The following is a 13,004-nucleotide window of genomic DNA, read 5'->3' as shown; positions in this document are numbered from 1 at the left end:
TCCTCACCTGCCGGAAAGGAAGGTGAGGAGAAAACACGGGATCAGCTGTTTGCGCGGTAAGCCGTAGTGACTTTCCACAAGTAACGGGGTGCCTGGGCGGCAGGATGTTTATTTTGCACGTGCTGATAAAACTCGTCCGGCGTCATAGAATTAATCATGGCGATTGCCCGGTCACGATTGCTGGAGAAGGTGCGCAGTAAGGCACCGGCGCCGTTAGCATAGGAAACGATGGTGGCGTAACGCAGCGTGAGAGGATCGCGAATCCCTGAAAGCGCCGACTGCTGCAGAATTTTGATGTAGGCAGTACCAATATCAATATTTCTGGCCGGATCGCGCAGCTCTGCGTTGCTCGGCTGACCGTGACGGCCCTGGGTGCGGTACACTTCCCGGCCTGCGGTCGATGCTTTGATCTGCATTAATCCCACCGCATTGGAACGACTGACTACGCCGGGGTTTCCACCGGACTCCACATTAATAATGGCGCTGATCAGTTTTTCGTCCACACCATACTGGTTGGCGGCCGTTTCGGTAAAGAGTGACCAGGTTCCGCTGATGCGTGAAGGCGCGGCCTGAGTTAACGGCGTATTCTTCTCTTTAACGTAGGTATGCGGCGGTTCACTGGCACAGCCCGTCAGCAGCATGGCTGAAATGACAAAGTAGCGAATTTTAAGCAATTTTTTATCTCGTCGCAGAAGTGGCGGAAGCTATCATACCGAGCCGGCAGAATTGCAAAATTACCGTTTATCCTAATTACAGCAGTCTGATGACATATTTGCGGTTTTTCGCCATTATCGTGATGTCTGTCACTGACTAATTTCAGGAATTTACTATGACGTCACGTTCTATCCGTCTTATTGCCCCTTCAGGCTATTGTCATAATCAGCCCGCTGCCCTGCTCGGGGTGGAACGCCTGCGTGCGGAAGGACATCGCGTCGACAATGACGCCGTTATCGCGCGTCGTTTTCAGCGCTTTGCCGGCACCGACGATGAGCGACTGGGCGATATTAATGAACTGGCTGATTTAGCGACCTTACCCGATATTGTGCTGGCGGTGCGCGGCGGCTATGGCGCGACCCGCCTGCTGCCGTCGGTGGACTATGCGGGCCTGAAGCGCCGTTTTGCGCACCAGCCGCTGGCGCTCTGTGGGCACAGCGATTTCACCGTACTCCAGTTAGCCCTGCTGCAACATGCTGGCGTCATCAGCTTCAGTGGACCGATGCTGGCGGGCAATTTTGGCGCTGAGGTTTTATCCGAATTTACGCTGCAGCACTTTTGGCATGCGCTGACATCACCTACAGTCAAGGTGGCCTGGCAGAGCACGACGCCCGATCAGGGTCGCTGGCAGGGGACGCTGTGGGGCGGGAATCTGGCGATGATCAGCTCATTGATTGGCACGCCGTGGATGCCGCAGATTGAGAACGGCATTCTGGTAATTGAAGATGTTAACGAGCATCCGTTCCGCATTGAACGCATGCTGCTTCAGTTACAGCAGTGCGGCATTCTGGCCCGGCAGCAGGCGATTATTACCGGCAGTTTCACCAGCACCGCCCTGTCTGAGTACGACAACGGATTTGATTTTTCCACGGTCTGGCAGCGCATTCGTGACATTAGCGGTCTGCCGGTCATCAGCGATCTGGACTTCGGTCACGGTCCGGATACCGTCACGTTACCTTTGGGTGCCACGGCAACGTTGCAGGTGAATCAGGGTCAGGTGGCGTTACAGGCAAGCGGACATCCCGTATTGCACACATAGCTGAAGTTGCAGGAGATCGACATTGAAGCCGCTGTATGACGATTTGTGGATCTCAACGCCGGAATTCCCGGAAGAAGATACCGAAGACATAATGATGCATGGTTTTTTACTGCGTCATCCGCGCGGCAATTTACTGATTGGCCGGGTTGAAAACCCGCTGGATCATGAGGTGCTGGCCGATGATAACGGTGTGATTCGGCATTATCTGACCCACTGGCACGAATCCGCGCCCGGTGCGGCGCGCATTCAGCAACGCTTTAACAGCGCGCTCTATTGTCACAGCCGCTCACTGGGGCAGATTAGCCGTTTTGTGGAGCCGGACGACACCTTTACCCAGCAGGAAACCCATTTCGGTGATTTTCATCTGTTGCCGACGCCCGGTCATACGCCGGGCAGTTGCAGCTACCTTTACCATTCACCTGGCGGTCTGACTTACTTATTTGTTGGCGATACGCTGACGCGTCATCATGACCGCTGGGTCACTGTGCTGGTGCCCGAGAGTAATCCTGCCGAATTAGCCGCTTCGCTGGAGCTTTACCGCACCCTGCGCCCGGATGTGGTGCTGATGAGCACCACACGCGGTCACCTGTCCTGGCAGAAAGTGACCCTGCCCGGCTGGCTGGCTGCTATCGATGAGGCAGAATTGCAACCGCTGGATCTGCGCCAGCAGGTGCTGCTGTAATTACAGGACTTTGGTCAGATAGTGACGCTGATGATGACGGATATACTGGTCGAGCGTTAAACGGACGCCGTAACCCAACTTTTCATAAAACGGCCGCGCCTGAAAACTGCCGGTATCCACCTGGGCAAAACGACATCCTCGCTGGCGCGCTTCCTGCTCGGCCGCCAGCACCAGACGGCTGCCGGTGCCCTGCCCACGAAGTGTATGACTGACCCAGAGTAAATCGATACGTAGCCAGTTACCGGTCGTAGTACCGGTCAGTCCTGCCAGCTTCTTCCCCTGCGGATCACAGATAAACAGCCCCAGCGGTTGAATTAACGCCGCATCATAAAACTTGCTGTTATGGGCATTCAGGCCCAGCCGGAGTTCATCCAGATCTTTACTGGTCACCTTGTCAGTAACGGTAATCTGCATTGGCCTTCCTTATCGCGGCGGATCAAGAGTCGTTACGCTGCCTGTCGTCATAACGTTCCAGGCTCAGGGCGTCCACGTCACGCATCGCGCTGCGGCTGCATGGCACCAGCTTGTCGCTGTCATGGTAAACGAAGAAAGTATCGAGGTTGCTTTTGTTGACGATAAGCTGGTCGCCGTTGCGAAAGCGCGTAATGGCAACATTATCGCCCCCATTAATACGGGTGTGCAACTGCCCCGCCGCAATCTGGAAATGCTGTTGAGGCCAGGAAAGGGTACTCAGGCCATATTCCGCCCGTGAAATGGTCATGGTGGGTCGTCCGGGACAATGAAGCTGGAATTCGCTTTCGCTCCACGCTGACGCGCTGTAACAGGCCAACAGGCACAGGGCAAGACGGGCTGCTTTCATCTGATTCCTCCGCTGAATAGGTGATTCCACACTGTCAGAGGAGTTTACCACAGACAAAGCCAGGCGAAGAAAGAGCGGAAAGATTACCGCAGTGGATGGGGCATAGCGGATGGCTATGCGTTCAGATGCGCTTTGCAACAACGAAAAACGGAACCGGCGGCAGGGTAGCTGTCAGGCCACCAATGCCCTATTCTGCCGCAACTTCAGCCGCGACCAGCATCAACGCCAGACCGGCCTCTTCGCTGTCGAAGCTGCTCATGACGTCGCGAATGTCAGATGCACAGGCAATCACCTGCTGCCTTTTTTCTGCATCCAGTGCTTCGATGGCGTGGCGAATAATCATCAGGCTGGCTTCTTCTTCTTTCATCATTTATCCCTGAATTTGCTTAAGCGATACGCAAAGATGGCAAGAATAACGTTTATTCGACCTCAAAGTCATCTTTTGCATTTCTGTTGCTTAACGATTGAACAAAGCGCAAATCAGCCTGTGTAGCAGAACTGCTATGATCATGTTATTTGTGGCGTTACACGATAGAATCGTTCACCGCTTTCATGGACTCGGGCAGGAACAGGATATGTTGCGATCGCTGGTTTTCATTTTTATGGCACTGCTCACGGGCTGCTCATCGTCGCCGAAAGGCGTGGACTGTCCGGGTGAAGTCAGTACCCTTTACGGGCAGTCGCTGGGCCAGACCCAGGGCACTATTTTCGATCTGGTGACATCCTTTCGCGTCAGTCGTGACGGCGCCAGCGTGCAGAGCGGCCCGCTGCAGTCGCAGGATCGCTTTCAGTACATTCCTTCCGCCGTGACGCGCGAAGGTTACTACGCGCAACGTCTGTCGGATAAACAGTTCCGGTTGATCAATCCCTATCAGGACACCCTGATCACCTGGACCTGCCCGTAAAGGGGTGATTCCTGTCACGGGATGATATAGTGTCAGGAAACGTCAAGCGACAGGTCATCCTTCACATGGAAAAGCGTCTGGATAACAACGGCTATATCGATTTCCCCTTCCCTGCGACCCGCAATGAAGATGGCACCCTGAACCCGTGCGGCATCGATTTAACGCTGGAGACGGAACGCCTGGAAGAAATTCTTGTGCTTCGTCATTCCGCTAACCTGCAGCGCCTGGTCGAAGAGGTGAATCTTCAGGACGGGTTATTTATGACGCTGGCCTGCGACTGGCAGCAGCAGGAAAACGCCGTGTGCGGTTTTATCGATGTTGCCTTTCGTCCCGAATTGCCTGGCCATTCCCATGATGAGGCGCTGCAGCTGGAAGCCGCGTTTTATGCCTATCTGAAAGAACAGGCGCAACAGCATGCGCTGGCAGACGATGCTCTGGTTAACTATGCCCGATCCGTGCTTGACTGGGGCTGGTCACCGCTGCAGCAACGCCAGCGCCGCTTCGAAAAAATCACTATTCAGTATTACTGCCCGCAGTCTGATGATGCGGAATGGTGCTTTGACCATCTCCGTCACTTTCTGGTGAGCTGGTATCCTAAACACATCGCGTCCCCCCATCGTCTCGTGGAATGAAACAGCTGGTAATGATTTTTCTCCGCCCCCATTCGCGCGGTGTTCGTCATCGCGTTTCCCCGCTTCACGCCCCTGCCTGAGCGCCTTGTGGGGTAAAAAAGGCCCCTTGCGACCGGTGTTTTCATCTGGTCATCGCGCACTCAACAGAAGATTAATGCGCCCTGGAGCAGCACGACGGCAAAGGTTTGCTACGCTTTAAATGACTGTGATAACCAAGGAGATGAAGCATGTCAGGAAAAATTGAAGATGCAGTAAAAGAAGTCGCCGGTGCCGCAGAGCAACAATGGGGTGAGGTTACCGACTCCCCGCGTCATCGTGCCCGTGGTGCAGCTCGCCGCTACACCAACCAGGCATCCTACGCCGCTCGTGATGCCGCTGATTGCATCAAAGATCAGGTACAGTCTAACCCGTTTGCGGGTCTGGCCGTGGCCGCCGGTGTTGGCGTGGTGCTTGGCTTCCTGCTGAGCCGCAAATAAGTATCAAAAACGGGAGCGCTTGCTCCCGTTTTACCCTCACGCCAGATCCCGCAGATGATCGTCTTTATTTAACGTCATCAGTGCCGGTATAGAGACCAGCGCGGTCGCCATCATATACCACGCCGGAATATCCAGATTTCCCGTCTGCTTAATCAACCCGGTAATAATCAGCCCGGCACAGCCTGAAAAAACGGCATTCGAGAGTGAATACGCCAGCCCCAGTCCGGTATAACGCACCCGCGTAGGAAACATTTCAGCCAGCATCGCCGGCCCCGGCCCTGCCAGCAAGCCCACCACACCGCCAGCCATAAATACCACCAGCGCTTTGCTGTATAGCGTGGCCGTTTCCGCCTGCAGCACTTTCAGCAGCGGCATCGCTAATACCAGTAACAGCAAACTGGCCACCACCATCACCCGACGTCGCCCCACTCTGTCACTCAGCATGCCCGCCGGAATAATGGTGACCGCGAATCCCAGATTAGAGATCACGGCAATCAGCAACGCCTGATGCTGCCCGGTGTGCAGCGCGGACTGCAGATAGGTTGGCATAATTACCAGGCAGGTATAACCCGCCGCTGACCACAGCATCACGCGCGCAATCGCCAGCAGAATGCTTTTTAATGTTTGTCCCCGGTCCGCGTGAATGACCTGCTGCTGTTGCTGGCGCACAAAGCCCGGTGTTTCGTCCATAGCCAGCCGCAACCAGAGCGTGACCATCCCCAGCGGCAACGCCAGGATAAAGGGAATCCGCCAGCCCCAGGCCAGCATGGCTGGCGGACTGAGCGTATACGACAGCAGCGCCACCAGCCCGATCCCTGCCAGCAGGCCGAGTGCGACGGTCAGCGACTGCCATGCGCCATACAGGCCGCGCTTGCCGCGCGGCGCAAACTCGGTCATCAGAGACACCGCGCCGCCGTATTCGCCCCCGGCAAAAAGCCCCTGCAGGATGCGCAGCCCGGTCAGCATCAGCGGTGCCGCAATGCCCACCGAGGCATAGGTGGGCACGAGGCCGATGGCCGCGGTCGCCAGCGTCATCAATACCAGCACCATAATCAGCGTGGGTTTACGTCCGATCCGGTCGCCAATTCGACCAAACACCAGCGCGCCCAGTGGCCGAAAGAAAAACGCGACCGCAAATGAGGCCCAGGTCAGAATCAGCCCGCTCAGCGCCGACTCGCCCTGTAACTGAAAAAAGTTTTGGGCAATCAGCGTGGCGAGAAAGCCATAAATGGCGAACTCATACCATTCAATAAAGTTGCCCACCGAACCCGCAACCAGTGCGCGTCGGTGTTGCTTTACCTGGGGTGAAGCGGTTTCCATTTGACTCTCCTCACGTTGCCGTCTGCAAAACCAGTACGGTGATAAGAGAGATAGTATAGAATTCCAGCAGATAAGGTTATGTATCCCAGACGAGAATAATGACATCACAACATCACGCCCTTTTCAGCCACCTGAGCCGCGTGCTCAGCGCCGAGAGCAATACTCCGCTCTATAAACGTTTTACGCAGGTCATTAAAGATGCCGTGCGCGACGGATTGCTGCGTAATGAAGAGGTGCTGCCCAGCGAACGCGAATTTTCTCAACAACTGGGTATTTCACGCATCACGGTGCGTAAGGCGATGGATGCGCTTGCTCAGGAAGGGATCGTTCACCGCTCGCGTGGCTATGGCACGCAGATTTGTAGCGCACTGGAATACTCGCTGAAAGAGCCACAAGGGTTTTCACAACAGGTGGTCTTGCGCGGTAAAAAGCCCGACACGGAATGGCTGCAAAAGCATCGCATCCGCTGTGAACATGCGATCGCACAAAAGTTGCAGTTGCCGCCGGGCAGCGAGGTGTATTTGCTGAAGCGGCTGCGTTATGTCGATCAGCAGGCTGTGTCGGTGGAAACCTCCTGGGTGCCGTGCGAATTAATCAACGATGCCAGCGACATCGGCATTTCGCTGTACGACTACTTTCGCCGCCACCAGATTCAGCCGGTAAAAACGCAAAGCCGCGTCAGCGCGCAGATGCCCGATGCTGAATTACAGCGCCTGATTGCCCTGCCCGAGCTGATCCCGGTACTGGTGATTAAGCAGCTGGCGCTGGATGCACATGAGCGCCCACTGGAATACAGCATCAGCTACTGCCGCAGTGATATGTACGTGTTTATTGCCGAGTAAGGCACTGCTGCCAGTGGTGGATCAGGGCTGCCCGATCGGGGGCGCTGTCGCCGCCACGCTGCGACACCACAAAGGATGCGACCGCGTTGCCCAGCGCCACGGCGTTTTCAAGTGGCCAGTCAGATGCCAGCGCGGCCAGTAAGCCCGCGCTATGGCTGTCGCCGGCACCGATGGAATCGACCACTGTTGTTTTGAATGCCGCTCGCCAGCCATGCTGTCCGTGATGGCTGAACCCGGCACCTTCACTGTCCAGCCGCACCACCAGCGGGCTGGAAAAATAGTCAGACCACCGGGCGATCAACGCCTGCGCACTAAAACGCTCAGGTATCGCCAAACGCTGGTGCCAGACGTGTTCCGCTTCCTGTCGGTTAAGGGTAATCACGGGCTGCAGCGCCATCAGCCGCTGCCAGTGATGCTGGCTGATATGCGGCAGACGCGGGCCAAAATCGATCAGCAGCCGTTGCCTGTTCGCCACTTCCTCCAGCCACGGCACCAGGATTTCTGCATTTTTACCGCTGAGTTGATAACCCGACACATACAGCCAGCCGTCCCTTTGCAGGGGGACAGACGCCAGCATCGCCTCATCCCACTGGTTTTCCACCCCGGCCATCGACAGAAACGTCCGCTCACCGTCGGGTTCGACCAGCGCCAGGCACCAACCGTTGTCGCCCTTACGGGTTTCCGTGACGCTCGTCAGGCCACAGGACGCCAGTTTTTTCCGCACCTGATCGGCCCAGATGCCCTGGCCCAGCGGTAACGCGTTTACGGCATCCAGCCCCAGCCGATGCAGGGCCAGCGCCACGTTTAGCGCGCAGCCACCCACGCTCAGGCTTTGCTGCTGAAGCTCGCTGTCACCGCCGCGCTGGGGAAGCTGTTCGGTGCGCGCGATAACATCCACGACAGCCGCGCCCAGTACACAGATTGCGGCCTTATTATGTAATGTCGCTACGCTGCGCGGATCAAGCATATGCCGCCTCCCGCTTCTGGCGAAAAGCAGTAAACGCACGGCTGTACGCTTCAAAGTCCAGTTGATTGACGCTGTCCAGCTGCTGCCTCAACGCGGGATCGATAGCGTCGATACCGTTAAGCGCGCCACAGATGGCAACGGCCATTGCACCAATGGTGTCCGTATCTCCGCCAAGGTTCGCGCAAAGAATGGCACAGCGATTGGGATCGGTCTTTGCCAGCTCAACCATGGCAATGGCGGCGGGCACCGACTCGATGGTGCTGGTGCCCGTTCCCACCAGCGCATAGATTTGCGCCATAGTGGATTCAATACCGCGTCCCTGCTCAACCACCGAAAACGCCAGTTCCAGACGCGCGGCCATCGACGCACTAAAGGTGGTTATCTGTCGTTCCTGCGCCGCCCGGGCAACGGCGGGCAGTGCGTCGCGTATTTGCCCCCAGCCTGCGCCCTCCACGGCACGTGAAACAGCCCAGGCAATCACGGTCGCCCCGGCAATCGCCACATCGGCCTTGTGCGTAGGGCTGGATGCCAGCGCGACCGCATCAATAAAACCCGCTAAATCACGCGCGGGCAACAGGCAGCCCAGCGGAGAAATGCGCATGGCCGCACCATTCGTCAGGCCGTTATTTTCCAGCGCGCTAATCGGCTGACCGGCCTGTAAGGCACGCAGGGCAATTTTTGAGGTTGGTCCCAACACATTTTTATTAAAAGCATCAAACCCTTCCGCCCAGCGCAGGATATTCATCCCAATCGTTTCAGCGACGATCTCGCCATCGTGGCTAATGATGGCATCTGCCAGCGCCAGCGCCATGGAGGTATCGTCGGTGAATTCGGCGCGGCCAAAATAGCAGGCGGCGTTGTTCTCCGCCGGGCCGGGCAAAAAGCGATCTATCCAGCCAAAGTGCTGTTTCACGCGGCTACGCGGCCACAGCTCTGACGGCATGCCCATGGCATCGCCAAGTGCCTGACCATAAAACGCGCCGGTAATCCGTTGTTGTGGGGTAATCATTTTTTCTTCCTTATTTTTGGCTTTCCGTCACGGCGGCAGGCTCCACCACGTTGAGCTCATCGCTGCGCTTTTTGGCATCGCGGAACAGCAGAATAAACGCCACGGTAATTAAAACGATCATCACGCAACCAAACAGCCACATCCCTGCCCAGTTGAACGTCAGGCCGTTGCGCGGCTGACTATAGGCAAACATCTCCTGCATCAGGTAACCGCCCAGACGATAGCCCAGCAGGCTGCCTATCCCCTGACAGGCCAGGGTAATTAATCCCTGCGCTGCATTACGCATGCTGACCGGGGATTTTTTATCGACGTAGATGTAGGCGGTAATAAAGTAGAAGTCATAGCTGACACCGTGCAGCAGGATGCCCATAAATAACAGGCCATAGGTGAGCAGGTTCTGGTCGCTGCCGAAGACAAAAAACAGATAGCGCAACGCGGCCGTTACCAGGCCCAACAGCAGCACGTTTCCGATCCCAAAGCGTTTGATAAAAAACGGCAGCGCCAGTAAAAACAGAATTTCGGACATCTGCCCCAGCGTCATCCAGCCGGTGGCATGGGCCAGGCCGACCTCGGTCAGATATCCTTCCGCAAAGATGTAATAAAATGCCAGTGGCATGCTGAACAGGAAGGAACAGACAAAAAAGACGAGGAAGCTGCGATCTTTCAGCAGATGCAGGGCATCCAGCCCCAACGCCGTTCGCAGACTAAACTTGCCCGTGCTTTTAGGCTGGGTGGCGGGAAGCATAAAGGCGAACAGGCCCAACAGTAGTGAGCTGGCGGCGGTGATCAGCAAAGGAATATTACTGGCGGAGATATCGCCAAAGCCCAGTAGTGACGGCAGAAAACCACAGACGATACCGGATGCGATCCAGCCAAGCGTACCCAGTACGCGGATGCGTGGATAATCGCGCTCGACATCTGCCACGTGTGAAAACGCAATACTGTTGGTGAGCGCAATGGTGGGCATATAGGTCAGCGCATAAAGCAGCAACAGGGGAAAGAAACCACTGAAGTGCGTTTGCTGCGCCGCGAAATACATCAGCCCGGCGCCCACGATCATCAGCACGCCCAGCACCTTCTGCGCCTGAAAGAAACGGTCTGCCAGGGAGCCCACCAGAATCGGTGACAGGATGGCGGCAAGGGAGGTACAGGCATAGCACCACGCAATTTCGACGGGCGTGAAACCATTTTTGCTGAGAAAGGCCCAGAGCGGGACAAACCACGCGCCCCAGATAAACCATTCCACAAACATCATAAATGACAGGCTGGCCGTTTTCGTTTTCATTATAGTGTGTTCCCTGGTGTTGGTAAGGCCAATCTAACACCACGTACATAACCTTTATAATACCTTTAGCTGAAATTTTGAGCTACATCGCACTATCTTTCCTGCCGTTGGCGACCTTATACGCTGTTAAAGACGTCCTCTCGGTGAGGCGAAACATGACGGCTGATTACGTCAACGGGCTTTGTTGCATCAGGACGCAAGCGGCGCGCGGGCCAAAGCGGTTATCCGTGAGTATGGTGCGATTAGCAGTATAAACGCTAAAACGATGGGCGATGAGTGGTAAGCAGTAGGTTGTGGGCTGTGGGCTGTGGGCTGTGAGCTGTGGGCTGTGGGCTGTGAGCTGTGGGCTGTGGGCTGTGGGCTGTGAGCTGTGGGCTGTGGGTTGTGGGTTGTGGGTTGTGGGTTGTGGGTTGTGGGTTGTGGGTTGTGGGTTGTGGGTTGTGGGTTGTGGGTTGTGGGTTGTGGGTTGTGGGTTGTGGGTTGTGGGTTGTAGGTTTTAGGTTGTGGGTGACAGTAAGCCGTAAACAGTGAACCTTAAACATAAAGCCCAGCCCACGCCTGGCTTCAGGCTGATGGCGGGACTTGTCAGGCTCAAAGGAAACACCGGGTGCGGTAAAGCGCCGTCATCCACGACAGCGCCGCATCCCAGAATCAACACACCTTCAGTTGTGAAATCTGCGTGGCTTTTCCATACGGAATCCCATCCCGATGAGTCGGCCAAAAATAAAGCGCAGAAAGGGATACTTACGGATGATGTCAGGCATTTTACTTTTGCCCTCACTGCCCGGTTTCTTTTTACTGCTCATTTTGATTTGCAGGAACTGCGTTGCAACGGTGGGAAACTGGCGACGCTTCTGCACTTTTTCCAGATCCCTTAACGTGATCTTTCCCTTTAACAACGGCAGGGTCAGCAGGTTCGCCGTGGCAACGGCATCCTGGATAGCAAGATTAACGCCAACGCCACCAATCGGAGACATGGCATGAGCCGCATCACCAATACAGAGCACGCCCGGCTTCGCCCACTGGTTGAGCCTGTCGATCCGGATAGACAGCAGTTTGAATTGATCCCAGTTGTCAATTTCCGCCAGGCGCGCAGGACAAAAGGGAGACGCGCTGGCAATCTTGTGTTTCATCGCCTCAAGCCCCTCGGCCTGGAGCGCATCAAACTGCCCTTTCTCGATGGTTAGCCCGCACTGCCAGTAATCGCCCCTGTCGATGACGATAAAGTTGTTGCGCGGCCCGGTATGGCCCATGCCTGACTGGGGATCGTCAGACTTTTTGTCCAGACGAAACCACACCACATCACGCGGCGAGCCAAAATGCTGACTCACCAGGCCGGCCTGTGCACGTACGTTAGAGTTACGACCGTCAGCACCAATCACCAGACGGGTACGGATCTCAACCGGCTGGCCTGCCTGTGACGCGACAACACCGCTTACCTCACCCTCTTCTGTTAGCAGCTGGTTTAAGGTTGTGGATTTCAACAGGGTAAAGCCGGGAAACTGTGCGCTGCGTTCCGCCATGAAATTCAGGAAATCCCACTGTGGCATGAATGCGATAAAACGACACTGGAGCGGCAGACGCGAAAAATCGGCCATCGTCACCTCCTGGCCGCCCATTTCCGCCTGCAGCTTTTCTGCGCGCTGGTGAGGCAGTTTCAGCAGGTCATCCAGCAGACCCAGATGGTGCATCACCTCAAGGGTGGAAGGGTGAATAGTGTCACCACGGAAGTCGCGGAGAAAGTCGGCATGCTTCTCGATCACCACAACCTGCAAACCGGCACGCGCCAGTAAATAACCCAGCATCAGACCGGCCGGGCCGCCGCCGACAATACAGCAGTCAGACATAATGTGTTCAGTAGATGACATGGCTTACCCCTTAAAATGTACGTTGTCAGTGTAGGCCAGCACGGATGATTTAAGTACCGAGGGAGTACAGGGATATTGCACAGGTCGCTGCCAGAAACCGCGCGCTGACGCTGTCAGCCGGGGTGATCTTCTTTTATTTCAACCAGCACCAGCGGGCATTTTCTGACCTTACAGGCGTGATGGTAAGCCATGGAGCACACCGAACAATAATCGGCAGAATCGGACTGGTATTCATACTCCTGAAAATAGCGGAAGCCGCCGCTGTCCGCGTCGGCGCGTGCGCTGTAAAACGCGTGGTCAGCAAGCTGCTCATCCAGTTGCATGAACGTCAGTGCTGAAGGGTTGTGGTAACCCACTTTAATGCGATATGTCGTCATACCTCCATAATTACCCTGATGGAACCGGGTAGCAAATTGTTATCATTGTTGATTGTGATAGACAGCGG

Annotated in this window: 16 protein-coding genes; 6 read left to right on the top strand and 10 right to left on the bottom strand. The window is 55.8% G+C overall.

Annotation, left to right across the window (positions count from 1 at the left end; genetic code table 11):
* Positions 1-41: 41 nt before the first annotated feature.
* Positions 42-674: a membrane-bound lytic murein transglycosylase EmtA gene (gene emtA, locus A6A26_RS13175; protein WP_074181008.1), complete on the bottom strand. Its 633-nt coding sequence runs from the start codon at positions 672-674 to the stop codon at positions 42-44.
* A 155-nt stretch (positions 675-829) separates the two neighbouring features.
* Between emtA and ldcA the strand changes: the two genes are divergently transcribed.
* Both ldcA and A6A26_RS13165 read left to right on the top strand, forming a co-directional pair.
* Positions 830-1,753, top strand: coding sequence for a muramoyltetrapeptide carboxypeptidase (ldcA, locus tag A6A26_RS13170; protein WP_063879143.1), 924 nt, complete (start codon positions 830-832; stop codon positions 1,751-1,753).
* A 22-nt stretch (positions 1,754-1,775) separates the two neighbouring features.
* Positions 1,776-2,435: an MBL fold metallo-hydrolase gene (locus tag A6A26_RS13165; RefSeq protein WP_063879142.1), complete on the top strand. Its 660-nt coding sequence runs from the start codon at positions 1,776-1,778 to the stop codon at positions 2,433-2,435.
* Here the strand turns inward: A6A26_RS13165 and A6A26_RS13160 are convergent, their stop codons facing one another.
* The 3 genes from A6A26_RS13160 to A6A26_RS13150 all read right to left on the bottom strand — a co-directional run bounded on the left by A6A26_RS13160 (position 2,436) and on the right by A6A26_RS13150 (position 3,622).
* Positions 2,436-2,849 (bottom strand): GNAT family N-acetyltransferase, encoded by a 414-nt coding sequence (locus A6A26_RS13160; protein ID WP_063879141.1) that lies wholly within the window; start codon positions 2,847-2,849, stop codon positions 2,436-2,438.
* Positions 2,850-2,871: 22 nt separating this feature from the next.
* The gene (locus A6A26_RS13155) at positions 2,872-3,255 is read right to left on the bottom strand and encodes a hypothetical protein (RefSeq protein ID WP_063879140.1); all 384 of its coding nucleotides are present in this window, start codon (positions 3,253-3,255) and stop codon (positions 2,872-2,874) included.
* A 187-nt stretch (positions 3,256-3,442) separates the two neighbouring features.
* A complete protein-coding gene (locus A6A26_RS13150) occupies positions 3,443-3,622 on the bottom strand; it encodes a hypothetical protein (protein WP_063879139.1) in 180 nt (59 codons plus the stop codon).
* Between the two features lie 208 nt (positions 3,623-3,830).
* Between A6A26_RS13150 and A6A26_RS13145 the strand changes: the two genes are divergently transcribed.
* The 3 genes from A6A26_RS13145 to A6A26_RS13135 all read left to right on the top strand — a co-directional run bounded on the left by A6A26_RS13145 (position 3,831) and on the right by A6A26_RS13135 (position 5,268).
* Positions 3,831-4,160 carry a hypothetical protein gene (locus A6A26_RS13145; RefSeq protein ID WP_063879138.1) on the top strand — a complete coding sequence of 110 codons (330 nt, stop codon included), beginning with the start codon at positions 3,831-3,833 and terminating at the stop codon, positions 4,158-4,160.
* A 65-nt stretch (positions 4,161-4,225) separates the two neighbouring features.
* Positions 4,226-4,792, top strand: coding sequence for a hypothetical protein (locus tag A6A26_RS13140; RefSeq protein WP_063879137.1), 567 nt, complete (start codon positions 4,226-4,228; stop codon positions 4,790-4,792).
* A 227-nt stretch (positions 4,793-5,019) separates the two neighbouring features.
* Positions 5,020-5,268 (top strand): ElaB/YgaM/YqjD family protein, encoded by a 249-nt coding sequence (locus tag A6A26_RS13135; RefSeq protein ID WP_063879136.1) that lies wholly within the window; start codon positions 5,020-5,022, stop codon positions 5,266-5,268.
* A 36-nt stretch (positions 5,269-5,304) separates the two neighbouring features.
* Here A6A26_RS13135 and A6A26_RS13130 read toward each other — a convergent pair whose 3' ends face one another.
* Positions 5,305-6,588: an MFS transporter gene (locus A6A26_RS13130; RefSeq protein WP_063879135.1), complete on the bottom strand. Its 1,284-nt coding sequence runs from the start codon at positions 6,586-6,588 to the stop codon at positions 5,305-5,307.
* A gap of 98 nt (positions 6,589-6,686) precedes the next feature.
* Here A6A26_RS13130 and A6A26_RS13125 point away from each other — a divergent pair, with 98 nt between their 5' ends.
* Entirely contained in the window at positions 6,687-7,430 is a 744-nt protein-coding gene (locus A6A26_RS13125; RefSeq protein ID WP_063879134.1) for a GntR family transcriptional regulator, read from the top strand.
* Here the strand turns inward: A6A26_RS13125 and A6A26_RS13120 are convergent.
* The 5 genes from A6A26_RS13120 to A6A26_RS13100 all read right to left on the bottom strand — a co-directional run bounded on the left by A6A26_RS13120 (position 7,417) and on the right by A6A26_RS13100 (position 12,936).
* A complete protein-coding gene (locus tag A6A26_RS13120; protein ID WP_063879133.1) occupies positions 7,417-8,397 on the bottom strand; it encodes a PfkB family carbohydrate kinase in 981 nt (326 codons plus the stop codon). The genes A6A26_RS13125 and A6A26_RS13120 overlap by 14 nt on opposite strands.
* Positions 8,390-9,406 (bottom strand): ADP-ribosylglycohydrolase family protein, encoded by a 1,017-nt coding sequence (locus tag A6A26_RS13115; protein WP_063879132.1) that lies wholly within the window; start codon positions 9,404-9,406, stop codon positions 8,390-8,392. Before A6A26_RS13115 ends, A6A26_RS13120 begins: the two co-directional genes overlap by 8 nt.
* Positions 9,407-9,416: 10 nt before the next feature.
* Complete coding sequence (locus A6A26_RS13110) at positions 9,417-10,691, bottom strand: nucleoside permease (protein ID WP_063879131.1); 1,275 nt, start codon at positions 10,689-10,691, stop codon at positions 9,417-9,419.
* Between the two features lie 662 nt (positions 10,692-11,353).
* Positions 11,354-12,559 (bottom strand): FAD-dependent oxidoreductase, encoded by a 1,206-nt coding sequence (locus tag A6A26_RS13105; protein ID WP_063879130.1) that lies wholly within the window; start codon positions 12,557-12,559, stop codon positions 11,354-11,356.
* Positions 12,560-12,672: 113 nt separating this feature from the next.
* Positions 12,673-12,936 carry a hypothetical protein gene (locus A6A26_RS13100; protein WP_063879129.1) on the bottom strand — a complete coding sequence of 88 codons (264 nt, stop codon included), beginning with the start codon at positions 12,934-12,936 and terminating at the stop codon, positions 12,673-12,675.
* Positions 12,937-13,004 lie beyond the last annotated feature (68 nt).

This window comes from Pantoea sp. OXWO6B1, assembly GCF_001641135.1.
Classification (GTDB): Bacteria; Pseudomonadota; Gammaproteobacteria; order Enterobacterales; family Enterobacteriaceae; genus Pantoea; species Pantoea allii.
This window is presented reverse-complemented; position numbering and strand designations above follow the sequence as displayed.

Excerpts from the sequence above, each read along its gene's own strand:
- ldcA (WP_063879143.1), top strand. The coding sequence starts at position 830 with ATGACGTCACGTTCTATCCGTCTTATTGCCCCTTCAGGCTATTGTCAT.
- A6A26_RS13160 (WP_063879141.1), bottom strand. The coding sequence starts at position 2,849 with ATGCAGATTACCGTTACTGACAAGGTGACCAGTAAAGATCTGGATGAA.
- A6A26_RS13155 (WP_063879140.1), bottom strand. The coding sequence starts at position 3,255 with ATGAAAGCAGCCCGTCTTGCCCTGTGCCTGTTGGCCTGTTACAGCGCG.
- A6A26_RS13150 (WP_063879139.1), bottom strand. The coding sequence starts at position 3,622 with ATGAAAGAAGAAGAAGCCAGCCTGATGATTATTCGCCACGCCATCGAA.
- A6A26_RS13145 (WP_063879138.1), top strand. The coding sequence starts at position 3,831 with ATGTTGCGATCGCTGGTTTTCATTTTTATGGCACTGCTCACGGGCTGC.
- A6A26_RS13140 (WP_063879137.1), top strand. The coding sequence starts at position 4,226 with ATGGAAAAGCGTCTGGATAACAACGGCTATATCGATTTCCCCTTCCCT.
- A6A26_RS13135 (WP_063879136.1), top strand. The coding sequence starts at position 5,020 with ATGTCAGGAAAAATTGAAGATGCAGTAAAAGAAGTCGCCGGTGCCGCA.
- A6A26_RS13130 (WP_063879135.1), bottom strand. The coding sequence starts at position 6,588 with ATGGAAACCGCTTCACCCCAGGTAAAGCAACACCGACGCGCACTGGTT.
- A6A26_RS13125 (WP_063879134.1), top strand. The coding sequence starts at position 6,687 with ATGACATCACAACATCACGCCCTTTTCAGCCACCTGAGCCGCGTGCTC.
- A6A26_RS13120 (WP_063879133.1), bottom strand. The coding sequence starts at position 8,397 with ATGCTTGATCCGCGCAGCGTAGCGACATTACATAATAAGGCCGCAATC.
- A6A26_RS13115 (WP_063879132.1), bottom strand. The coding sequence starts at position 9,406 with ATGATTACCCCACAACAACGGATTACCGGCGCGTTTTATGGTCAGGCA.
- A6A26_RS13110 (WP_063879131.1), bottom strand. The coding sequence starts at position 10,691 with ATGAAAACGAAAACGGCCAGCCTGTCATTTATGATGTTTGTGGAATGG.
- A6A26_RS13105 (WP_063879130.1), bottom strand. The coding sequence starts at position 12,559 with ATGTCATCTACTGAACACATTATGTCTGACTGCTGTATTGTCGGCGGC.
- A6A26_RS13100 (WP_063879129.1), bottom strand. The coding sequence starts at position 12,936 with ATGACGACATATCGCATTAAAGTGGGTTACCACAACCCTTCAGCACTG.